This is a genomic window from Sphingobium lactosutens DS20, assembly GCF_000445105.1.
Classification (GTDB): Bacteria; Pseudomonadota; Alphaproteobacteria; order Sphingomonadales; family Sphingomonadaceae; genus Sphingobium; species Sphingobium lactosutens.
The window spans coordinates 18,643-41,309 of record NZ_ATDP01000080.1 but is presented as its reverse complement, the minus strand read 5'-3'; the positions used below and the strand labels follow the sequence as shown (position 1 = coordinate 41,309).

The 22,667-nt window shown below is 62.2% G+C and carries 17 protein-coding genes; 12 read left to right on the top strand and 5 right to left on the bottom strand.

Annotated features, from left to right (window positions below):
* Positions 1-59 precede the first annotated feature (59 nt).
* The 3 genes from istB to RLDS_RS37825 form a co-directional block, all read right to left on the bottom strand.
* The gene (istB, locus tag RLDS_RS37835; protein ID WP_009821099.1) at positions 60-866 is read right to left on the bottom strand and encodes an IS21-like element helper ATPase IstB; all 807 of its coding nucleotides are present in this window, start codon (positions 864-866) and stop codon (positions 60-62) included.
* Entirely contained in the window at positions 856-2,379 is a 1,524-nt protein-coding gene (istA, locus tag RLDS_RS37830) for an IS21 family transposase (protein ID WP_009823850.1), read from the bottom strand. Before istA ends, istB begins: the two co-directional genes overlap by 11 nt.
* A gap of 302 nt (positions 2,380-2,681) precedes the next feature.
* Complete coding sequence (locus tag RLDS_RS37825; protein ID WP_021225619.1) at positions 2,682-4,826, bottom strand: TonB-dependent receptor; 2,145 nt, start codon at positions 4,824-4,826, stop codon at positions 2,682-2,684.
* A 259-nt stretch (positions 4,827-5,085) separates the two neighbouring features.
* Here RLDS_RS37825 and RLDS_RS37820 point away from each other — a divergent pair, with 259 nt between their 5' ends.
* The 3 genes from RLDS_RS37820 (at position 5,086) to RLDS_RS37810 (ending at position 8,441) form a co-directional block, all read left to right on the top strand.
* Positions 5,086-6,339, top strand: a complete 1,254-nt coding sequence (locus RLDS_RS37820) for an MFS transporter (RefSeq protein ID WP_021225618.1) — start codon at positions 5,086-5,088, stop codon at positions 6,337-6,339.
* A gap of 66 nt (positions 6,340-6,405) precedes the next feature.
* Entirely contained in the window at positions 6,406-7,143 is a 738-nt protein-coding gene (locus RLDS_RS37815; protein WP_021225617.1) for a GntR family transcriptional regulator, read from the top strand.
* A 179-nt stretch (positions 7,144-7,322) separates the two neighbouring features.
* Positions 7,323-8,441, top strand: a complete 1,119-nt coding sequence (locus RLDS_RS37810) for a 5-methyltetrahydropteroyltriglutamate--homocysteine S-methyltransferase (RefSeq protein WP_031297887.1) — start codon at positions 7,323-7,325, stop codon at positions 8,439-8,441.
* Positions 8,442-8,484: 43 nt separating this feature from the next.
* Here the strand turns inward: RLDS_RS37810 and RLDS_RS37805 are convergent, their stop codons facing one another.
* Positions 8,485-9,720 (bottom strand): ROK family transcriptional regulator, encoded by a 1,236-nt coding sequence (locus RLDS_RS37805; protein WP_021225615.1) that lies wholly within the window; start codon positions 9,718-9,720, stop codon positions 8,485-8,487.
* Between the two features lie 310 nt (positions 9,721-10,030).
* Between RLDS_RS37805 and RLDS_RS37800 the strand changes: the two genes are divergently transcribed.
* The 8 genes from RLDS_RS37800 to RLDS_RS37765 all read left to right on the top strand — a co-directional run bounded on the left by RLDS_RS37800 (position 10,031) and on the right by RLDS_RS37765 (position 20,257).
* Positions 10,031-12,178: a TonB-dependent receptor gene (locus RLDS_RS37800; RefSeq protein ID WP_021225614.1), complete on the top strand. Its 2,148-nt coding sequence runs from the start codon at positions 10,031-10,033 to the stop codon at positions 12,176-12,178.
* A gap of 82 nt (positions 12,179-12,260) precedes the next feature.
* Positions 12,261-13,925, top strand: coding sequence for a GMC oxidoreductase (locus RLDS_RS37795; RefSeq protein WP_021225613.1), 1,665 nt, complete (start codon positions 12,261-12,263; stop codon positions 13,923-13,925).
* A gap of 25 nt (positions 13,926-13,950) precedes the next feature.
* On the top strand, positions 13,951-15,225 hold the full coding sequence (locus tag RLDS_RS37790; protein ID WP_021225612.1) for an MFS transporter: 1,275 nt from the start codon (positions 13,951-13,953) through the stop codon (positions 15,223-15,225).
* A gap of 39 nt (positions 15,226-15,264) precedes the next feature.
* Complete coding sequence (locus RLDS_RS37785) at positions 15,265-15,732, top strand: C-glycoside deglycosidase beta subunit domain-containing protein (protein ID WP_021225611.1); 468 nt, start codon at positions 15,265-15,267, stop codon at positions 15,730-15,732.
* Between the two features lies 1 nt (position 15,733).
* The gene (locus RLDS_RS37780; RefSeq protein ID WP_021225610.1) at positions 15,734-16,852 is read left to right on the top strand and encodes a xylose isomerase; all 1,119 of its coding nucleotides are present in this window, start codon (positions 15,734-15,736) and stop codon (positions 16,850-16,852) included.
* Positions 16,853-16,856: 4 nt separating this feature from the next.
* On the top strand, positions 16,857-18,074 hold the full coding sequence (locus tag RLDS_RS37775; protein ID WP_021225609.1) for a lactonase family protein: 1,218 nt from the start codon (positions 16,857-16,859) through the stop codon (positions 18,072-18,074).
* Positions 18,071-19,216 (top strand): Gfo/Idh/MocA family protein, encoded by a 1,146-nt coding sequence (locus RLDS_RS37770; RefSeq protein WP_021225608.1) that lies wholly within the window; start codon positions 18,071-18,073, stop codon positions 19,214-19,216. Before RLDS_RS37775 ends, RLDS_RS37770 begins: the two co-directional genes overlap by 4 nt.
* Before the next feature lie 21 nt (positions 19,217-19,237).
* On the top strand, positions 19,238-20,257 hold the full coding sequence (locus tag RLDS_RS37765; protein WP_021225607.1) for a sugar phosphate isomerase/epimerase family protein: 1,020 nt from the start codon (positions 19,238-19,240) through the stop codon (positions 20,255-20,257).
* Between the two features lie 64 nt (positions 20,258-20,321).
* Here RLDS_RS37765 and RLDS_RS37760 read toward each other — a convergent pair whose 3' ends face one another.
* Positions 20,322-21,527: a LysR substrate-binding domain-containing protein gene (locus tag RLDS_RS37760; RefSeq protein WP_021225606.1), complete on the bottom strand. Its 1,206-nt coding sequence runs from the start codon at positions 21,525-21,527 to the stop codon at positions 20,322-20,324.
* Positions 21,528-21,673: 146 nt separating this feature from the next.
* Here RLDS_RS37760 and RLDS_RS37755 point away from each other — a divergent pair, with 146 nt between their 5' ends.
* Positions 21,674-22,645 (top strand): PDR/VanB family oxidoreductase, encoded by a 972-nt coding sequence (locus RLDS_RS37755; RefSeq protein WP_021225605.1) that lies wholly within the window; start codon positions 21,674-21,676, stop codon positions 22,643-22,645.
* Positions 22,646-22,667: the final 22 nt, after the last annotated feature.

The following is a 22,667-nucleotide window of genomic DNA, read 5'->3' as shown; positions in this document are numbered from 1 at the left end:
TGTTGATTTCCACTGAGAAGTGACCCGGGTTTTCCATCGAGAAGTGACCCGTCTGCGGATTATGTTTCGGGTGTCACGGGTGGGTCAACCCGTGGTTTTCTCTTTTGGGTTCTGGCCTGCTTGGCAGAGCTGTTTTTGAAGCGGAAGCTATCGTTGCCGGTCTCCAGGATGTGGCAGTGATGGGTAAGCCGATCGAGGAGCGCCGTGGTCATTTTGGCGTCGCCGAACACGGTGGCCCATTCGCTGAAGCTCAGGTTTGTGGTGATGATGACGCTGGTGCGCTCGTAGAGTTTGCTCAGCAGGTGGAAGAGCAGCGCGCCACCTGAAGCACTGAACGGCAGATATCCAAGCTCATCCAGGATAACGAGATCGGAGTGCAGGAGGCGATTGGCGATCTGACCGGCCTTGCCCTGTGCTTTTTCCTGCTCGAGCGCATTGACCAGTTCGACCGTCGAGAAGAAGCGGACGCGCTTTCGATGATGTTCGATGGCCTGGATGCCCAGCGCCGTTGCCACATGGCTCTTGCCGGTGCCAGGACCGCCGACCAGCACGATATTGTCGGCGATGTCGATGAAGTCGCAGCGATGCAACTGACGCACCAGAGCTTCATTGACCTCGCTACTGGTAAAGTCGAAGCCGGCCAGATCGCGATAGACAGGGAAGCGCGCGATCTTGAGCTGATAGGCCACAGACCGAACCTCCCGTTCTGCTGTCTCGGCTTTGAGTAACTGGGAGAGGATCGGGATGGCGGCTTCGAACGCTGGAGATCCCTGTTCCATGAGATCGGTGACGGCCTGCGCCATGCCATGCATCTTGAGGCTGCGGAGCATGACGACGATGGCGCCGCTGGCAGGGTCATGACGCATGACGCTTCTCCTTGCGCAGATCATCATAGCGTTCGACATTGGCCATCGGTTCGCTGACCAGCTTGAGCGCCTGGGGCGCCGTCACCGGCGGCGTGGAGATCGGTTTTCCGTCGACCAGCCTATAGAGCAGATTGAGGATATGGGTCTTGGTCGGAACGCCAGCCTCCAGCGCCATGGTGACCGCCGTCAGCACCAGTTGCTCATCATGATGAAGAACCAGCGCCAGTATTTCGACCATTTCCCTGTCGCCGCCGGGATTGCGCAACAGATGTCGCTGCAGACGCTGGAACGCATCGGGTAGCTCAAGGAAGGGCGCACCGTTGCGCAGGGCGCCGGGCTTGCGCTGCACGACCGCCAGATAATGGCGCCAGTCATAAACCGTATGACCTGGACCGTCGTGAGAGCGGTTGATGATGCGCTGATGTGCGCAGATTGGCTGCCCCTCGGCGACGACCTGGAAGCGATCAGGATAGACGCGCAGGCTGACAGTGCGATTGGCGAAAGAGGCCGGTACGCTGTAGCGATTGCGCTCAAAGTGGATGAGGCACGTCGGCGATACCCGTTTGCGATATTCCACAAAACCATCGAAGGGCCTGCCCGCAACCATCAGACACTCAGATTCATCGGCCCAGGCATTGGCAACCGATCCGGGTTCGATCCCGTGAGGGATGTCCTCCCATAACGCCTTGCAGCGCTCCTCCAGCCACAGGTTCAGCGCATCAAGGCTTTCGACCTGCGGCGTGGGTTGCCACAGACGGTGCCGCGCATCCTGGACATTCTTCTCGACCTGCCCCTTTTCCCATCCCGCAGCCGGGTTACAGAACTCAGCTTCGAACAGATAGTGGCTGACCATCGTCAGGAAGCGTGCGTTGACGGTGCGTTCCTTGCCACGCCCGACCTTGTCGACGGCCGTGCGCATATTGTCATAGATACCCCGGCGCGGCACGCCGCCCAGCACGCGGAAGGCGTGATTATGGGCGTCGAACAGCATCTCATGGGTTTGCAGCAGGTAGGCGCGCACGATGAATGCCCGGCTGTAACTGAGCTTGAAATGCGCGACCTGCAGCTTGGTCCGAACCCCGGCGATGATTGCCCAGTCCTCACTCCAATCAAACTGGAAAGCTTCCCCCGGCGCGAACGACAGGGGCACGAATGTCCCACGCCCGCCAATCTGTTGCTGGCGCCGATAATCTTCGCGCCAGTCCCGAGCAAAAGCGGCAACCCGGTTGTAGGATCCTTCATAACCCAGGCTCACCAAATCGGCGTGAAACTGCTTGATCGTGCGCTTCTGCTTGCGCGATCGGCCCATATCGCGCCGCAGCCAGGCCGCCAGATGCTCAGCAAATGGGTCCAGTTTGCTTGGTCGATCAGGCACCTTGAACCGCGGATCGATCGTCTCGGACCGCAAATATTTGCGGATCGTGTTGCGTGATAGTCCGGTGCGCCGCGCTATCTCCCGGATCGGTAGATGATCGCGAAAATGCCAGCGCCGGATAACGCTCAATAACGCCATGTCCAACACTCCATATACCCTCGCTTGTCAAAGCCAGGGACGAGTTCAACATGGGTCAATTCTCAGTGGAAATTTACGCCCTACCCGGGTCACTTCTCAGTGGAAATCAACACCGGAAGTGGGGATGGTTCAGGCAGGGAAGTCCGTCAGTGCCGCTGCAGCTATCATCCATTGCCGCAAAGATCGCATCGGTCGTTCTTGCTTGGTCCTCGGGCGATGCGTGTCTGGACGCTCAAGCGGTAAAGAAGAAAAATACCGGCCCGCGACAGGTGCAGATGTTGCGGGCCGATAGGGAGGGGCTCTTAGAACTTTCCCTGCAGGCGCACGCCATAGGTTCGGGGCGCTGCGAACTGGTAGAAGTTGGTGCCGGTGAAGGAGCCGATGCTGGCGCCGGTCAGGATCACCGAGTTGGTGAGGTTGCGACCATAGGCCTGCAGGCTCCACGCGCCATTCGGTGCCGTGTAGGTCAGGCTGGCGTCGACGGTCTCATAGGCCTTCTGACGGTCGTTCGGATTATTGTAGAAGGTCAGATAGGATTTGGAGCGCCAGGTCGCCTGGACGCGCGGCGTGATGTTGCCGCCATTGGGCAGGTCGAACATATGTTCATAGCCGCCTGACAGCGCCCAGTCGGGCGCCTGGATCAGGCGGTTGCCGGCGAGGTCGACATTGACACCGCCGGTGTTGACCTCGAACGTCTTGAATCGAGCGTGCAACCAGTTGATCGATAGATCGACCGAGTCACTGTTGCTCGCCTTCCATTCGATCTGCGCTTCTAGGCCCTTCACGCGGGAACTACCCGCGTTCAGCACCTGCACGCCCTGGGTCGTGGTCTGGCTAACCTGCTGGTCGCTATAATCATACAGGAAGCCGGTCAGATTCAGCTGCAGGCTGTTGTCCAGAAGGCGGTTCTTTGATCCGATCTCATAGGCGATCACGGTTTCCGGGCCATAGGCGTTGATCGAGGTGAAGCCGCCAGATTTGTAGCCCTTATCGACCTTCGCGTAGATCAGGTTGCGCGAGGTCGCCTGATAATCCAGCCCGATATGGTAGGAGACGTCACTGTCGCGCGAACGGTCATCGGTCGGCGCATAGTTCAGCACCGGCTGGGTGACCGGCGGGTTGACCAGGCTGGGGCCGTTAAGGGCATAGCCGGTGCGGGTCTTGGTGTCCTGTGACCAGCGGATACCGGCGCTGGCTTTCAACTGGTCAGTAAAGGCATAGGAGACCTGACCGAACGCCGCCTTGGACTTGACGCCGACATCATAATGATAGTCGCGCAGCAGGACGATATCGCCATTGGGGTTGACGTAATTTTGCGAGCGGACCTCGAGATCCTGCTTGTAATAATAGAGGCCCGTCTGCCAGGTGAAGGGACCATCATTGTTCGATGACAGACGCAGCTCATGGCTATAGTCGTCAGAAAATTCGCCGGCGTGGAAGACATATGACTTCGTGGCGGTACCATCATTGTCGAAGGTCTGGTCCTTGTCGACGCCGACATAGCCGAACAGATAGGTCAGCTTGGCGGGACCGAAATCATAATCGACCTGTGCCGATGCGGTCTTGCGCGTCAGATTATAGTCATTGTCGAAGTTGAGCGGGACGTTGGACACTTCGTCCGGATCGGTCGGCGGGGTTGGGCGGGTCGTGGGATAGCCCGCCTGCACCGGGCCGAAGCCGGTCTGCTTGAGATAGCCGCCCGACAGCAGCACGCTCAAATTGCTGGTCGGCTTGAACAACAATTGCAAGCGGCCGCCGCGCGAATTTTCGTCATCGCCACGACGGCCATTGCCCACGCTGCGATAGCCTTCATGGTCGCGACTGATGCCCGACGCGCGGATCGCCAGCTTGTCCGACAGGGGCACATTGACCGCGCCTTCGATGTTGATCGTGTTGTAGTTGCCGGCATCAACCGCCGCATAGCCACCAAAGTCGTCGAGCTGCGGACGTTTGGAGATGACGTTGATAACGCCGCCGGTCGCGTTGCGGCCATAAAGCGTGCCCTGCGGACCGCGCAGAACTTCGATCCGATCAAGGTCGAAGAAGGCGGCGTTCATACCGGCCGGGCGCTGCAGGAAAATGCCGTCCATGTTGATCGCGACGGCGGGATCGCCAATTTCCGAGGTGTCGCGGCCAGATACGCCGCGCACGGTGACGATCGTATTCGCGCCCGACTGGCCGAACTGTACGCCCGGCGCGACCGCTTGGAGCGATTCCATGTTGGCAACGCCATTCTTGGCAAGCTTGTCCGAGGTCACGACGTCGATGGCGATCGCCGTTCTCTGGACGTTCGCTTCGCGCTTTTCGGCGGTCACGACGATATCGGCCAGTCCGACTCCGTCATCTTGCTGTGCGGCGGGTGCGCTGTCCTGCGCATGCGCGGTAAGCGGCATGGCAGCAGCGAGCGCCAGCAGGCTGACGGCGTGAAATGTGCGAAATGCCTTCATGACTCAGAACCTCTCCCTGATGAGCGATGGGTCGCCCTTTTCAATGGGGTGTTCGCTAGGTCAGAGCAGGCCGCGCCGTCAACGATTTGTATCCCGAATTGTCTGAAATCTGCCGATTAATGTTAAATTATCGCATAAACCGCCTTGAATGGGATACAAAATATTGACGAGTAAGGGTGCTTCTCCTAGCCCGGCATGCGAAAGGATATGGGTCCGTAGCTATCCATGAGGTCCTTGGACAAATAATGAGGAGCGGGTGATGGGAGACGATAACAGCGCTGCGAGCCAGGCGCGCCGACGCTATCTATTAATTGCGCTCGTCTTTTTCGGCACCGTCCTCAGCTATGTCGACCGCCAGGTTCTGGCGCTTCTCAAGCCGACGCTGGAGGCAACCTTTCATTGGAGCGACGAGGATTTTGCGCATCTGGGGTCCGCTTTCAGCCTCGCAATGGCGACGTCCGTCCTTTTTTCCGGTTGGCTGGTCGATCGCTTCGGTGTGCGGATCGCCTATGGCTGGGCGGTCGCGATCTGGAGCCTTGCCGGCATGGCGCATGCCGCCGCGGCGACGGTCACGCAATTCGTTCTGGCGCGGGTGACGCTGGCGCTGGGCGAATCGGTCTCCGGCCCGGCGACGGTCAAGGCAACGGCGCAATATCTGCCGTTGCGCGAGCGCTCCTTCGGCCTTGGCATCATCACGACGGCACCCAGCATCGGCGCAATCATGACACCGCTGGTGATCCCGCCCGTCGCCGTGCTGTTCGGCTGGCAGTCAGCCTTTCTGTTGACCGGTGGCCTTGGCGTCATCTGGGTTTTTCTGTGGGTGGTCGGCACCCGCCATCTGCGTGCCCCCAGAGCGGTTTCCGTTGCGCCTGCGAAGGCCGGCGTAGACTGGGCTGCGCTCTTTTCCGACCGGCGCACCTGGGCGATTACGGGATCGAAAGCGATGGCCGACATGGTCTGGTGGTTCCTGCTGTTCTGGATTCCGGACCTGTTCAGCAAGGTGTTCGGCCTGAGCCAGGCGCAGATCGGCGGGCCCGTGGCGTTGACCTATGCGATGGCGGCGCTGGGCGCGCTGGCAAGTGGCGGCCTTTTCCCTATGTTTCTGCGCAAGGGCCTGTCTTTCAACGCGGCGCGCAAATTGTCGATGCTGTGCTTCGCCGTGCTGATCCTGCCGCTGCCGCTGGCGCTGTTCATTGGCAGCCCCTGGGCGGCGGCGGCGATCATCGGCGTTGCGCTGTTCGCGCATAATGGCTTCGTCACCAACATCTTTGGCGTCACAGCCGATATCATCCCTCTGCAGCGCGTCGGCACGGTGACAGCGCTCAGTTCGGTTGCCGGCAATCTCAGCGGCATGGGCATGATCGAGTTTGCCGGGTGGTCGCTGACCAACGGGCATGGCTATTGGCCAATGTTCGCGGTGGCCTCGGTCGCTTATCTGGCAGCGACCCTGTTCCTGCATCTGGTTGTACCCAGCATCGTCCCGGTACATGACATGCCGGGCGCGGCCGGCTGAGGCGGAGGGAGGGGCGCATGCCTGCGGCGTTGACAGCGGCCCGATAATCCCGCTCTGGTCCATCGCATGAGCAACACGACGCTGGAAAATACTCTCAAGGAAATGATCCTGCGCGAAGAGTTTGCGCCGGGCGAACGGCTGACCGAGGCGGGGCTTGCCGAGCGGCTGGGCGTGTCGCGCACGCCGGTCCGCAACATTTTGCCGCTGCTGGCCGCCGAGGGGTTCCTCAGTCCAGTGGGCAAGCGCGGCTATGTGGTCAGCGCGTTCAGCGAGCGGGAGATCTACGAAGCGCTGGATTTGCGCGCGACGCTGGAAGGCTGGGCCGCGCGCGCGATTGCCGAGCGCGGCGCCGATCTCGATCTCTTGCGGCAGTTGGACGCGTGCCTGTCGGAGGGCGACGCGATCTTTGAGAAGCATCATCTCGATCGCGAGGATGAACTGCAATATGGCCGGATGAACGAGCGCTTCCATCAGTTGATGATCGATGGCTGCCAGTCGCCCATATTGTCGATGTTCATCGAGCGGCTGAACAATGTTCCTTTCGTCGCGCCGTCGGTGATTGTCTTCGACCAGGTGGGATTGCGCCACGCTTTCACCATGCTGCATCGGGCGCATGGCTTTCACCACGCGATCGTCGACGCGGTTCGCAAGGGCGACGGCGTGCGTGCGGAAATGCTGTTTCGTGAACATGCCAATCATCAGCGGGTGAGCATGTTCGAACGCCGCAAGGCGGAGCAGGCGCCGAGCGCTGATACACCTCAAAAGCCGGAGCCGAGGCGTCGCCGCAAGCCCGCGAATGTCTGATATCGTATTTTTGGGATCCTGAACTGCGATAATTGTCGGAAAAATTCTGGATTTTTCTACGTAACGTATCCTAAATTGATGATGGGCATGTCGACGGCTTTGGCCGTCGGCAGGCGGCGATGTTCCGTGTGCCGGTGCTGCATCTGCCCGAGGCGAATCCAGACAGAAGCGAGACAAGCATGCCGTCCTCCCGTCCTCCTTTCCGCGCCGATCATGTCGGCAGTCTCCTTCGGCCCCAAGCCCTGCGCGAGGCGCGCGCGCGCTGGCAGGCCGGGGAGATCGATCGCAGCGCGCTCGCCGCAGTCGAGGACAGGGCGATCCGGGATGTCATCGCGCTACAGGAATCGGCCGGCCTTCAGAGCGTGACGGACGGCGAGTTTCGCCGCACCGCCTGGCATCTCGACTTCCTGACCGGCTTCGAGGGCATCGACGCGACGGGCGAGGGCTATGCGGTCAGTTTCAAGAGCGCCGATGGGCAGGTGGCCTCCACCTCCTCGATGCTGCGCGTTACCGGCAAGATCACGCGCCCCAAACCGATCATGGTCGACCATTTCGACTTTCTGCAGGCGAACACCAGCCGTACCGCCAAATTCACCATCCCGTCTGCCACCTATATCCATATGCGCGGCGGCCGATCCGTGGTGGACGCTACCGCCTATCCCGATATGGACGAATTCTGGTCGGACCTTGCAAACGCCTATCAGCAGGAAGTGGCGGATCTGGCGGCTGCCGGCTGCACCTATCTGCAGATGGACGACGTGTCCTTTGCCACCATATGCGACGAGAATGTACGCGAACGGGTCCGCGCTGATGGCGAAAATCCCGATGATCTGCCCACGCTCTATACCCGCATCGTCAATTCGATGGTCGCAAATCGGCCCGAGGGCATGGCGGTGACGGTGCACACCTGCCGTGGTAATCATCGCAGCATGTGGATGGCCGAAGGCGGCTATGAAGCAGTCGCGGAAGCCGTGTTCAGCGGGCTGGAGGTCGATGGCCTGTTCCTGGAATATGACACGAACCGTGCCGGCGGGTTCGAGCCGCTGCGTTTCGTGCCGAAGGGCCGTCGCGTGGTGCTGGGTCTGGTGTCCAGCAAGGTGGCCGCGCTGGAGGATCGTGAACAGATACTACGCCGCATCGATGAGGCGTCTAACTACATCGATGTCGATCAGCTCTGCATCAGTCCGCAGTGCGGCTTCGCGTCGACCGAGGCGGGCAATGCGCTCAGCGAGGACGATGAGAAGCGGAAGCTGGAGCTGCTGGTAGATGTCGCCACGCAGGTCTGGGGCGAACTGTAAGGCGTGCCGCGCGGGCGACGATGTCGCCCGCGCCTCAGTCGCCTCATGCCACCGTGCGCGATGGCTCCGCTACGCCTGGATCGGCTGGCCGTAGCATCCAGGGCGACAGGCTGTTGATGCCCATGTCGATCTCTTTGAAGATCGCGGCTAGCGCGCCGAGTTCGGTGGCGTTATCGGCAATCTCAGCTACGCGGAATTCCGTACCCGCGCCCACCGCCTTCAGATTGATGATCTCCGAAGAGGCGCGCAATCCGCCCATGACGATGTCACCGGCATGACCCAACACGCCACCTATCGCGATCACGCGCGGCCCCATCACCCGGACCACCGTCGCCAGCGCCTTGCCAAGCCGCAGCCCGGTTTCGGACAGGACGCGCTGGCAGGCGGCATCGCCGTGCTGAGCGCTGTGGATCACCTCCTCCAGCGAGCGCTTGGGTACAGTCTGATGGGGAAGGGCATTCAGGATCGCGCGTTCGGTCGCCAGGCTGGTAAGGCAGCCCCGGCTGCCGCAGAAGCACAGGTCGCCGGCATCCTCTATCACCATATGGCCGATCTCTCCGGCAAGCCCGGTGCCGCCATGATAGATTGCGCCATTGATGACGAAGCCGCCGCCAATACCCTGCGCGCAGGTGATGTTGAGGAAGTCGCTGCATCCTCTGCCCGCGCCCCAGGACCATTCGGCCAGCGCCGCCAGATTGGCGTCATTGTCGACGATGACCGGGATGCGTAGGTTCTTGACGAAATATTTCTGGATTTCGACCTGTTTCCAATGGGGTAGGCGCTGCCAGGCCCAGGGCGCGATCGCACCCGTCGTTCGGTCGATCGGGCCCATGATGGCTATGGCCGCGCCGACCAGCGGTGCACCGCGCTGCCGGGCGATCGACGCGAGCCGGTGTATGAGGTCCAGCGCCATGGACGGGGTGGGGGCTGCATCGTGATATTCTGGCAGATGGGTCGAAAGCAGGTCGGTCCGTTCCTGAACGCTGAAGTCGAACAGGATGGCGTGCACCGCGCTTTCGGTCACGGTGACCGTGACGATCGATTCCTTCGTAGAGGCCAGACAGACCAGCGCTTCGCGCTTGTTCTTCCATTCATATTGGACAGCGCCCTGATCGCGCAGGGCCTGGACGATATGATTGACGGTCGCGCGCGATAATCCTGTCGCGCGCGAGATCGTCGCCTGGCTCGACGGGCCGGTCGCGCGCAGGAAATTCAACACTTCCTGCACATTGCCGCTGCGATCGGCGCGCGCGCTGCGCTTGCTGGAGGGGGCGGTCATGAGCGCATGATGTGTTGGACTCGATGGATCGTCAAGGATGATTGTACGGGATGTGATCAAATATCCAATAAATGCATTATAATCGTTCGGGATAACGCGCTGCGGTACAGGGTTATCATCGCGGAACTGGCAGCGTTATACCTGGATTAACCGCCTTTTCATGTGCGCTGCAGCATGAAACGATCGAAATCCGAACATTTTTCAAGTTGATAAATCTCGCTGTTCGGCGCTTTTTGCGGCCGTCCGGCGCAGCTCAAGCTGATGGCGAGTATAAGCGTTCGGTTTATAAATGATTCTTCGGGAGGAAGTCATGAGAGCGTTCCACTTTACCAGTTCGGCGATCGCCCTAAGTTTCGCCGCGCTTCAGGCTGCGCCGGCTTCGGCGCTGGATAGCGCGGCTGTGCCACAGGCTACTAATGATGCTGCACCGGACACGGCCGAGATCGTCGTTACCGCGCTGCGCCGCGACCAGGCGCTCAGCAAGGCGCCCGTCGCCATTGCCGCCGTCGGTGGCGAGAAGCTGATGTCAGAAGGCGTCACCAGCGCAAAGGACCTGCAGAACGTCATTCCAAACGTCCAGCTCGGGCCGGCGGGTTTTGCCATTCGCGGCGTCGCCAGCTCGGACTTTTCGGAAAAGGGCGACCCGTCGACCGCCTATAATCTGGATGGCGTGAATATTGCCCGCCCGACCGAGCAGACGCTGACCATGTTCGACGTCAGCCGGGTCGAGGTGCTGCGCGGGCCGCAGGGTACGCTTTATGGCCGCAACGCCACCGCCGGCGTCATCAACGTCATCACCAACCGTCCGACTCAGAGGTTCGAGGGGTCGGGATCGATCGAATATGGCAATTACGACACCGTCCGCCTGAACGGCATGGTCAATGCCCCGATCACCGACAGCATCGCCTTCCGCCTGGCAGGCGCCTACAATAATCATGACGGTTTCACCGAGACCCATGACGGTCATGGCAAGCTGGACGACCAGAATGATTTCGGCCTGCGCGCCGGCCTGCTGTTCGACATTGGCAGCGCGACCACACTTTTTGTGTCGGGCGATTATGAGCAGTCGCACACCAATGGTCAGGCTCGCATTGCCGTGGAGCGCGCTGTCGCCCAGAATGACGATCACAGCCTGCGCTACCAGAATCCGGGCGTCGACACCTATAGCCGCTTCAATTCAGGCGGCGTCACCGCCGAACTCAATTCGGACCTCGGCTTTGCCAAGCTGACCTATCTATTCGGATGGCGCAAGTCGACCTGGCGGGAACGGGCGAGCCGCAACGATATCCCGGCGGATGCGGGCGTGCCCAATGGTGATTTCATCTCTTACCAGAATCACCAGCAGGATTCGCACGAACTGCGCCTCGCCTCGCAGGGTAGCGGCCCGTTGTCCTGGGTCGTGGGCGCTTATTATTTCCATGAGAAGACCTACACGGCACCGATCCTGGACTTCGTGAACCAGGGCTTCACGCTCAGCTACGACCTCAATGCCTCGGCCAAATCCTATGCCGGCTTCGGGCAGGCCACCTACGAAGTAACGCCGGGCGTTCGTGTGACCGGGGGGCTACGCTACACCAAGGACAGCAAGGATCGCACGGGCACGCAATATTTCACGCTGAACGCACTCGATCTGACCTTCCCGTCCAACTATGACGGCCATTATCCGGGCGGTGGCATTTCCGGATCGCGCTGGACCTGGAAGGGCAGCGTCGAAGGCGAAATCAGCGCGTCCATCCTGGCCTATGCCAGCGTGACGTCGGGCTACAAGGCGGGTGGCTTCAACGACGGCAGCCCGGCCGACCTCAGCTCGGTGCCCTTCTATTACAAGCCGGAATCGATCATCTCCTACGAAGGCGGCATCAAGGGTACGGCGCTCGACCGTGCGCTCTATTTCAGCCTGACGGGCTTCTATTACGACTATCAGGATCTACAACTCGGCCTGGTCAAGACCACCGGTGGCGCGGTCACGCTCAACGTGCCCAAGGCGAAGGTCAAGGGCATCGAGCTGGAGGGCAATTATCGTGTCGGCTCCGGCACGAAGATCGACTATTCGCTCGCCTATCTGGACGCGACCTATGGCGACTTCCGCCCGCTGGAGAGCGATCCGACGATCAATTTCAAGGGCACGCCGCTCGATCGTTCGCCCAAATGGACTGGGCGCATCGGCGTGACACAGGACTTCCGGTTGGCCAATGGCGGGCGGGTTTCCGGCAGCGCGGCACTCAAATTCTCCAGCTCCTATGTGGTGACGGACAACAACACCGCGAACCAGATCAAGCAGGGCAGCTATACCCGCACCGATCTGCAGCTTGGCTATTTCGCGCCGGAAGACCGCTGGTACGTGCAGGCCTACGCCAAGAACCTGGAAAATAAGCGATTGCTGGGCGTCTACGAACTCCAGTCCTTCACCCTGTCCGATCCGCGCCAATATGGCGTTCGGGCGGGCTTCAAATTCTGATCGGGGTCACGGCCTCTCCCTCGGGCGCCCGCAGGTCATGCCGGTGGGCGTCTCTCTCTTGCTACTGGAATTGAACGACCCGATGGACAGGCAGTTTGATGTGATCGTTGTGGGTTCCGGCGCGGCCGGCAGCTTCGCCGCGATGGGCCTCACCGAACAGGGGCTTGATGTTCTGCTGCTGGAAGCGGGCCGGACGATCACTACTGATGATTTTCCCATCAACCTTTCCGGCCCCAAGGAAAAGGGCGTTCAGCTTTGGGCTCGCATCCGGGCGTCGGTGACGGGGCAGCCGCTCCAGTCGCGCGTCGCGCTCTATGCGCAGCAGCAGCGCCATCTGTTCGTCAAGGACAGCGATCACCCTTATAGCACCGACAAGGATGCACCTTTTCTCTGGATCCGGGGCAAGCAACTGGGCGGCCGGCTGCATACGTTTGGCCGCGTGCTGATGCGCTGGTCCGACGGCGACTTCAAGGCGGCGAACCGTGACGGCTTTGGCGAAAACTGGCCGATCGCCTATGCCGATCTTGCCTCTTACTATGCCCGCGTCGAGGAGACGCTGGGCGTGCGCGGCTGCCCGGAGGGCGTGCCGAGCATCCCCGACGGTCACTATGCCGGCCCGTCAAAGCTGACGGCGGCCGAGCGCGACTTCAAGCAAGCGACCGAGCAGCATTGGCCGGGGCGCAAAGCGACCTCCTGGCGCTATATGCCGCCCAATATCAAGCGCGTGCCGGTGCCGATCCTGAAGGCACAGGAGACGGGAAAGCTCACGATCCGTTCGGAAGCGATCGCTCGCCGCATCCTGACCGATCCGGCGACGGGCGCGGCGACCGGCGTCGAATTTGTCGATGCCCGCAGCAAGCAGGTCGAAACCGTGCGCGCGGGCGCCGTCATGGTCTGTGCATCCGCGATCGAGTCCGTGCGCCTGCTGCTGAATTCCGCAGGTGGCAAGCATCCTAACGGCGTCGGCAATAACAACGATATGCTGGGTCGCTATTTCATGGACCAGATGCCGTCCATGATCATGGGCACGGTGCCGGGGCGGACCGGTTGGGAAGCCGATGACACGGTGCCGGCCGATCCCTTCTACGGCGTGGGCGGCGGCGTCTATATCCCGCGTTGGGAAAATGTCCTGTCGCAGACCAATGGTGATTTCCTGCGTGGCTATGGCTATCAGGGGACGATCGGCCGCCTGTTCTCGCCCGAGGGCAATGCCGCCAAGTTCGGCATCATGGGCTTTGGCGAAATGCTGCCCAATGCCGACAACCGCATCAGCCTGCACCGATCGCGCAAGGACAGATGGGGCATCCCCATCCCGCATATCCGCTGCAAGATGGGCGACAATGATGTCAAAGTGCTGCGCGCCCAATCGAAGGCGATCTTCGAGATGGCCGAAAATGCGGGGCTGGAAACGGAATTTGTCGGCAACGGGCTGGGGCTGGAGGAGCATGGGCGCGGGATCTTCCCCGATGCCGACTGGTTCAGCCGGATGCTGGTGCGGATGAACTTTACCAAGAGCATGGCGATGGGCGCGGCGATCCACGAAAGCGGCGGCGCGCGTATGGGCAGCGACCCGGCGACGTCGGTGCTGAACGGAGATAATCAGGTCTGGGATGCGCCGAACCTGTTCGTGACGGACGCGAGCAGCTTCACGACCGGCGGTACCAGCGGGACGACGCTGACCATCATGGCGCTCAGCCTGCGGGCGAGTGCGCGCGTCGCCAGGCTGTTGTCGGCAAGACAGGCCTGATCCCACGACGCCACGGAGAAAATATATGCCAGGGATCATAGCAGGCGCGCAGACGGAATTGAGGCCGGTCGGGTTCGGCGAGATGGATGGGCGCGTGCCTTTCCTGCTCGCGCGGCTCAGCCTGGTGACACTGGTCGAATTCATCGTCTTTGGCGCCTGGTTCGCGACACTGGGCCTGGTGCTCGCGAGCAACGGGCTCGATAGCATCATCGGCCCCGCCTATCTGATCAGCGCGATCGCGGCGATCCTGTCGCCCCTGTTCCTGGGGGCGCTGGGCGATCGCTATCTGGCGCCGCGCAACGTTCTGGCCATTGCCCATGCCGTGGGCGCGGTGCTTCTGGCGCTGCTACCGCATGCAATAGAGTTGCATAACGCCACGCTGACGCTGGCGCTGATCTTCGTCTATATGTGCAGCTTTCAGCCGACGCTGGGCCTCATCAATTCGATCTCGCTGACGCTGCTGGGCGAAAACCAGAAGCATTTCCCTTATGTCCGGCTGTTCGGGCCGCTCGGCTGGGTCGTGGCGGGACTGGCGATCGGCTGGCTGGGCCTGTCGGCTTCGACCGGCCTTTTCTATTTCGCGGCGATCTTTGCGGTAATCACCGCCATGTCCGCCTTCACCCTGCCGCGCACGCCACCACCGGCCAAAGGCGCACGCTTCTCTCTGGGCGACCTGATCGGCGTCAAGGCGTTGGTGCTGTTCCGCAACCGCACCTTTGCCGTGCTGATGATCTGCACCTTGCTCACCTCGATCTCGCTGGGCGTCTATAACAGTTTCGCGTCGCCCTATCTGGCGGTGCTGGGCATCGACAATGTCGCCGGCGTGCTGGCGCTGGGGCCGATTTCCGAAGTCGTCTTCATCGGCACCATTCCATGGGTTCTGGCGCGCATCGGCATGAAATGGGCGCTGTTCTTCGGCATGCTGATGTGGAGCGTGCGCTTTGCGCTGCTGCTTTTCGCGGCAAAGGGCGGCATGCCCTATGCGATCGGCGCGGTGGCGCTGCATGGCATATGCAACGATTATTTCATTGTCGTCGCCGCCATGTTCATCGCCCGCATCGCCCCGGCCGAACTTGCCGCGCAGGCGCAGGGCTGGCTGATCCTGATGGTGTCGGGCTTTGGCGCGGCGATCGGTTCGGCCGGTTCCGGCGTCATCTACGGCGCGTATGTCATTCCCGCTATGGCCAGCCATGGTGCGTCCGCCTGGTCCCCCATGTGGGTCGGGCCGATCGGCATGGCGATCGTCACCTGCCTGCTGTGGTTGGCATTGTACCGACCGGAACAGCCGAAGCCCGCATGACGGAACGACCCTCCATCCTTCTTCGACAGGATCATAGGCATGTTTGATAATTATCTGATCCGCGCCGACAGTTTGCACAATGACGTCATCGACGGCGAGATCGTCGGTTTCCAGATGGCGGTGCGCATCGCCAATTATCGCGGCGTCTATCTGTCGCTGCACACCGGCTATTTTCTGGAAGTCGACGGCACGCTCTACCCGCGCGAGGCGCAGAGTTTCGAGGTGAACGGCAAGCCGCCGCGCGGCTTTGATGAGATCAAGGCCGCCGTCCGAGAACATTGGGACTATGACGACGAAGCGATCCTGCACATCCGTGCGCCCGGCGGACTGTCCGCGGGCGCGCATGTCGTGCGTTTCCAGCAATGCGTGATCGCCGCCTATGGCTATCTGCCGACCGACGAAGCCTGGGTGAAGGAACCGCCGACGCCAGGCACCGGCGCAGGATCGGACAAGACACCGCAGATCATCACCTATCATCTGACACTCACCGAAACGGCGGAGGCCTGACATGAAGACCGGTGTTTCGCTCTACAGCTATCAGCAGTCGCATTTCTTCAAGGAACTGACGCTGGAGGACCAGATCCGCGAGGTCAGTGAAAATCTGCCCGGCGCCGACGGGATCGAGATCGTTGACGAAATGTCGCTGCGCTACCCCGATCCAGGCGACGCATTCGTGGTGCAATGGTTCGATTGGATGGAGCGTTACGGCACGGTGCCTGTGTCCATGGACGTGTCCTTCGACGTATTGCAGTTCCGCGATCATGTGATGGATCATGACGAGGTGGCGGAACGGCTGCGCCACGATATCAGGCTGGCGCATCGGCTCGGCTTTGCCAATGTCCGCGTGCTTTCCACCTGTCCGCTGGACGTGATGGTGAAGGCGTTGCCGGAGATCGAGCGGCTGGGCATGCGGCTGGGCAAGGAAGTGCATCAGCCCATGGCGCTGGAAGGGCAGCAGGTCACCGAGATCATCGACTATGCCGAAAAACATAGCACCAACGCGATCGGCATCGTGCCCGACTTTGGCATTTACGGTTTCCGTCCGAGCGAAGTGCTGCTCGCCCAATATGAGCGGCGCGGCGCACAGCCGGAGGCGAGCGCGGCCTCGGTCGAACTTTCCGCGCTGCTGCGCGCAGGGCAGGGGCCGTTCGACTTTGCCGATATTGCCAAGCAGACCGCCGGCAATCTGCGCAGCGAATACAAGCGATTCCTGACCAGCGGCGAGGCCATTACGGCGCTCAAGGGACCGTTCGAGGCGGTGCGTGCCTTCGCCGACGCCCGCGTGCCGCAGGCCAGCGAGCTCGACTATATCGTCGTTGCCGAAGCGATCATGCAATCGCACACATCCTTCGATACGCTGCGCCAGCTGGTGCCGCATGTCGTCAGCTGTCATGGCAAGTTCAACAATATGTCGGAAATTCCCGGCCGGTCCGGCGAATATCAGGACATGGCGATCGATTATGAAGGCACGATCAAGGCGCTGAAGGATGGCGGCTATACCGGCTATATCAACACCGAATATGAAGGGCAGCGCTATTCGCAGGACCGCAGCCGGGCGGAGATGATGGACGAAGTGGAACAGGTCCGCCGCCATCACGAAATGCTGAACCGCCTGATCGCGGCCTGATCGCATGAGCCATGCCGCCCGCCTGATCGCTTATGTCGGTTCCTATGGCTGCGCACCCGGCGCCACGGGCGGAGGCGTCTATGCGCTCGCCGTCGCGGCGGATGGCAGCGACCTGCGCCTGCTGTCGCGGGTCGAGGAGCCGAAGGAGGCGGGCTATCTGGTCTATGCGCCGGAGACGCGGACGCTTTATGCCGTGGACGAGCGCAAGACAGATGGGCGCGGCCCGGTCGATCCGCCCGCCGCCGTCCATGCTTTTGTGGTAGAGGGCGACGGTGCCCTGCGCTTTCTGAACAGTCAGAATGCGCCGGGGCCACGCCCGACCTTCCTCGACTATCATGCGGGCAGCCGATCGCTGGTCTGCGCCAATCATGGCGACTTTCAGCATGTCGAGAAGGTCGTGCGCCTGCCCGATGGCGGTTGGGGCACGGACTATGTCTATGACGATTCCACCCTGCTGCTCTATGGGCTGGAGGTGGACGGACGCATCGGCGCGCTGCGCGATGTCCATGTCTTCGATGGCCATGGTCAGGATCCTAATTTCTCGCCACAAAATGGCGGCCATGCGCAGGCCAGTCCCCACGCTCATTGCGCGGTGATCGATCCGTCGGGCCACCATGTCATCGTCTGCGACAAGGGTACCGACCGTATCCACAGTTTCCGCTTCGGCGACAGGCTGGAGCCGGCCGCGACCTTGCAGATGGCCCCGGAAACCGGGCCGCGCCATATCGCCTTCGACGCGACGGGCGGACACGCCTTCGCCACGCTGGAGTTCGCGTCGGAACTGGCAGCCTTGCGCTTCGATGCGGAGACGGGGGCTTTCACGCTGGTCGATCGGATGTCGACGGTCGCAAGCGACCCCGGCCGTGTCAACGAACCCGCCGATGTCCGCATCCATCGGCGGAGCGGCTGCATCTATGTCAACAATCGCGGCGAGGACAGTCTTGCCTGGTTCGCCTTCGACGGAGAGAAACTCAGCCGGCGCGGCGCCGTGCCGCTCGCGCCGTCGATCCATCCGGGACTCGCCGCGCGCAGTTTCGCCTTCGATCCGTCGGGCACGTTTCTGCTGGTAGCCGATCGCCCGGCGCATCTCGTGCGGGCCTACGGCGTCGATGCGACGACGGGTGATCTGTCGCCGCTGACGGATTTCGCGCTGCCCGATCCCGCCTTTATCGCCTTCGTCGAACTCGATGGAGCGCAACAGTCTGCAGGAGACATTGGATGACCACCGTTTCCGGCCAGCCCCCTCGAGTCGCGATCCTGGGCGCCGGCATGATCGGCGAAGTCCACCGGCGCGCTGCCCTGCTCGCCGGCGCGGAGCTCGTCGGCGTGATGGCATCCTCGCCCGAGCGTTCGGCCGAGGCCGCTACCAAATGGGGCGTGCAGGCGATCGGCTCACTCGATGATCTCGCTGCGCTCGAGCTGGACATGGTCCATGTCTGCAGCCCCAACAATCTGCATGCCGCCCATGTCGAGGCGGCAGTCGCCGCCGGCGCGCATGTGATCTGCGAAAAGCCGCTGGCCGTGGACACGCAGGAGGCGCTGCGCCTGCACGCGCTGGCCGCCGATGCAGGCAGGGTCGCGGCCGTGCCCTTCGTTTACCGCTTCCACCCCCTGATACGCGAAATCCGCGCGCGGCGTGAGGCTGGGGAGTTCGGCGCGTGGCAGCTTCTGCACGGCAGCTATCTGCAGGACTGGCTGCTCTCGCCACAGGCGACGAGTTGGCGCGTGGATTCGGGCGCGGGCGGTCCTTCGCGAGCGTTTGCCGATATCGGATCGCACTGGTGCGACCTCATGGAGTTCGTGACGGGTGAACGGATCGTGTCGGTCATGGCGGCCATGACCATCACCGTGCCGGAACGCCCGGCCGCTTCGCAGCGCAGCTTTTCCGGTGGCGACGCCGCGGGGCCGCTGGCCAAGGTCGATACCGAGGATGCCGCCACGATCCTCTTCCGCACCCAACGCGGCGTACTGGGCAGTGCGGTGATCTCGCAGGTGTCGGCGGGTCGCAAGAACCGGCTTTGGTTCGAGTTTGACGGCGCCAGCAAATCGGCCGTGTTCGATCAGGAAACGCCCGAGACAGTCTGGCTGGGCAGTGAGGACTCGATCGTAATCCTGCAGCGCAGTCCGGGGCAGGGGGCGACCGATGCCCGTCGCCTCTCCAGTCTGCCGTCCGGCCATGCGCAGGGTTATGCCCAATGTTTCGAGAATTTCGTGGCGGACAGCTATGCCGCCGTCCGCGGCGAAGGGCCGGCGGGCCTGCCGACCTTCGCCGACGGCCTGCGATCGGCGCGGATCATCGATGCAGTCATCGCGTCGGCGCAAAGTGGCGCATGGGTCGATGTGCCTGCCGAACCGCAGAACTGACGGACGAGAAGGAGTATCATCATGTCGAAAGCCGCGCTTCCCGTCACGCTGTTCACCGGCCAGTGGGTCGATCTGGCTTTGGAAGAGGTCGCCCGCCTGGCCGCCGAATGGGGCTATGACGGGCTGGAAGTCGCCTGTTCGGGGGAGCATCTCGACATATGGCGCGCGGCGGAGGATGACGCATATCTCGCCGATCGGCGCGCAATCCTCGATCGCCATGGCCTGAAACTCTACGCCATCTCCAATCATCTGACCGGACAGGCGATTTGCGATGATCCGATCGACTTCCGTCATCAGGCGATCGTGCGCCCGAAAGTATGGGGCGATGGCGACGCCGAAGGCGTGCGCCAGCGGGCCGCCGAGGAGATGAAGCTGACCGCCAAGGTCGCGCGCAGGCTGGACGTCGATACGGTGGTAGGCTTTACCGGGTCGAAAATCTGGCCCTATGTCGCGATGTTCCCGCCGGTGCCCGATGCGGTGATCGAGGCAGGGTTCGAGGATTTCGGGAACCGCTGGAACCCGATCCTCGATGTCTTCGACGGCGAGGGCGTGCGCTACGCGCATGAAGTGCATCCGGGCGAAATCGCCTATGATTATTGGTCCAGTGTGCGGACGCTGGAGGCATTGGGCCATCGCAAGGCATTCGGGTTCAACTGGGACCCCTCGCACATGATGTGGCAGAATATCGATCCGGTAGGGTTCATCTGGGACTTTCAGGACCGCATCTATCATGTCGATTGCAAGGATACGCGGCTGCGTCCGCGCAATGGTCGCGCCGGTGTGATGGGGTCGCATCTGCCCTGGGGCGATCCGCGCCGGGGCTGGGACTTCGTGTCGACCGGCCATGGCGATGTGCCATGGGAGGATAGTTTCCGGGCGCTGCGCGCGATTGGCTATGCTGGGCCGATCTCGATCGAGTGGGAAGATGCCGGCATGGACAGGTTGCATGGCGCGAAGGAAGCGGTCGGCTTTGTCCGCTCGCTGCTGTGGGATTTGCCTGGTGCCCGCTTCGACGCGGCGTTCGCGAAAAATCAGGAATAAGACGACCGCCTTTCAGGTGAAAGTCTTGGCGCCTCGCGATCTGCACGCCGCGGGGCGCCGCCCATCAGGTCGATTGTGCCAGTGTCGCGGTCAGTTTTTTCAGGAACAGTGCCTGCGGCTCAGACGGCGCATGGCGTTTCAGCGATATGACCCCGATCTGCCGTTTGGCATCGGGGAAATCGGATTGGATTACGGCCAGCCGCGTCCTCAGTGCTCGCCGCTGCCGCGCCGAGTAGGTCAGCAGGCCGATCGCATCGCTTTCCAGCACCATCCGCTCGGCGAGCGGAAAGGTCACCATCTCGCAAATCTGGAGCGGCGGCGTCATGCCATGTTCCAGCAGCACCGCCTCGAAATATTGCCGTGTCGGGGTGCCGTGCGGGCCAACGATCCAGCTATGATCGACCAGTTGTTCCAGGCTGACCGGGCCTTGGGCCAGGGCATGGCCGGGATGCGCGACGATCGTCAGATATTCGTCGAGGAGCGGCCGTTCGGCGAGCGTGGCGGACGCGTCGCCCCCACGCAACGGCCCGATGATGAAGTCGATTTCCCCGCGCCGCAACGCGTCTGTCAGGGCTGCGTAGCTGCCGGTCACGCCCTGCAACCGGACATGCGGATGATCGCGCAGTATGTGCGCGAACACTTGGACGATGACGTCCTGCTCGGAAAAGGGAAGCAGGCCGACAGCGATGCGCCCGGTCATCTCGCCGGTAAGCGCGCCCAGCATTTCGGGGATGCGGTCGGCATCATGGCGCAACTGGTCGCGCAGCCGACGCAGGATTGCGGCGGAGGGCGTTGCCTCCATGCCCGCCGCATTGCGGGTGAAGAGAGCATGGCCGACGGCTGCATTCGCCTGGGCCAGCGTCCGACTGATCGTCGGCTGCGATATGCCAAGTCGCGCGGCGGCGCCCGAAGCGCTGCCGCTCGTGCATACGGCATCGACGGCATCAAGCAGGAACCAGTTCAGATGATAGCCAAGGTCGGTGCCGCGCGTCCCGGGCGGTTGCAGTTCTCTCTGCGCTGCTGTGATCGCCGTCATCATGCGCCGCGCATGGGCGATCACGATGGCGCCGGCCGATGTCGGCTCGGTCCCGTTCCAGCCGCGCTGGAACAGCCTATGGCCCAGATGCCGCTCGGCTTCCGCCACTTGCCGCGACAGGCTGCTCTGACTGAGGTTGAGCTGCTGACTAGCGCGCGCCAGGCTCGCCTGCTCGGCGATCGCGACGATCGTGCGCAACTGCTTGATGGGTAGGGTGGGGCGGTCGCTTGCCATGGGTTTCCGGTCATTTTCACCATTATACCTATTCTGCAAGGATAGTTTTGCAAATTGCATAACCCGACTGCCGGCCCGGACGTTAGATGTATGCGATGCACTAGCTATGGCGATGCGATCTGGCTCGCCTGCGCATGGGAGAGGTCATGCAGGATAAATATCTGGATGCCGTCATCGTGGGACGGCGTCATCTGACGGACAGGATATCGGAATTTCTCATTGGTGCGGCCAATGGTGTTGCCTTGCCGCTGGCCGAGGCCGGCAGCCATGTCGAGATGCGCTTTGGTGGCGCGCAGGGACGTTTCCTGCGCCATTATTCGGTGGTCGGCCCGCTGTCGCCCGATCAGCCATCCGAACCCTTCTGGCGCATCGCCGTGCAGCGGGAGGATCGCGCGCGCGGCTCCGCCTTCATTCATGACAATTTGATCGTCGGATCGCAGGTCCGGGTTTCGCGTCCGCTCAACGCCTTCCGCCTGTCACGCCATCGGCCGCATCACCTGCTGGTCGCGGGCGGCATCGGCATCACACCGATCTTCGCCATGGCCCGGTCGCTGCTGACCCGGCACGAAAATTTCTCCGCCTTCTACGCCGGCATGGATCGCGCTGCCATGGCTTATGCCGATGAACTGGAGGCGCTGTGCGGCAATCGGTTGACGCTGCACGAGTCTCGCACGGCCGGCCTGCCGGATCTGGACAGACTGCTCGCTGCGCAGCCTCAAGGCACGCAGGCCTATGTCTGCGGCCCGCCCGCCATGATCGATGCCCTGGTCGCCGCCGCCGCGCGGCGCGGCTGGGACCCCGCGCGCATCCGCTTCGAGGTTTTCAACGCCGCGCATAAGCCGGAGGATACCGCCTTCGATGTGAAGCTGAAGGACGGCGCGACCATCCCGGTCGGCGCCGGCACGACGATCCTCGACGCGCTGGAAGCGGCCGGGCTCGAAACCTTTGCCGACTGCCGCCGGGGCGAATGCGGCCTGTGCACCACCGACGTTATCGGCTGCGACGGCGTGCTTGATCATCGCGACCATTTCTTCAGCGACGCGGACCATGAGGCCGGGCGGCAGGTGACGATCTGCTGCTCGCGCATCACTGGCCGCGTGCTGGAACTCGACATCTGACATTGCAGGGAAAGGACAGGCA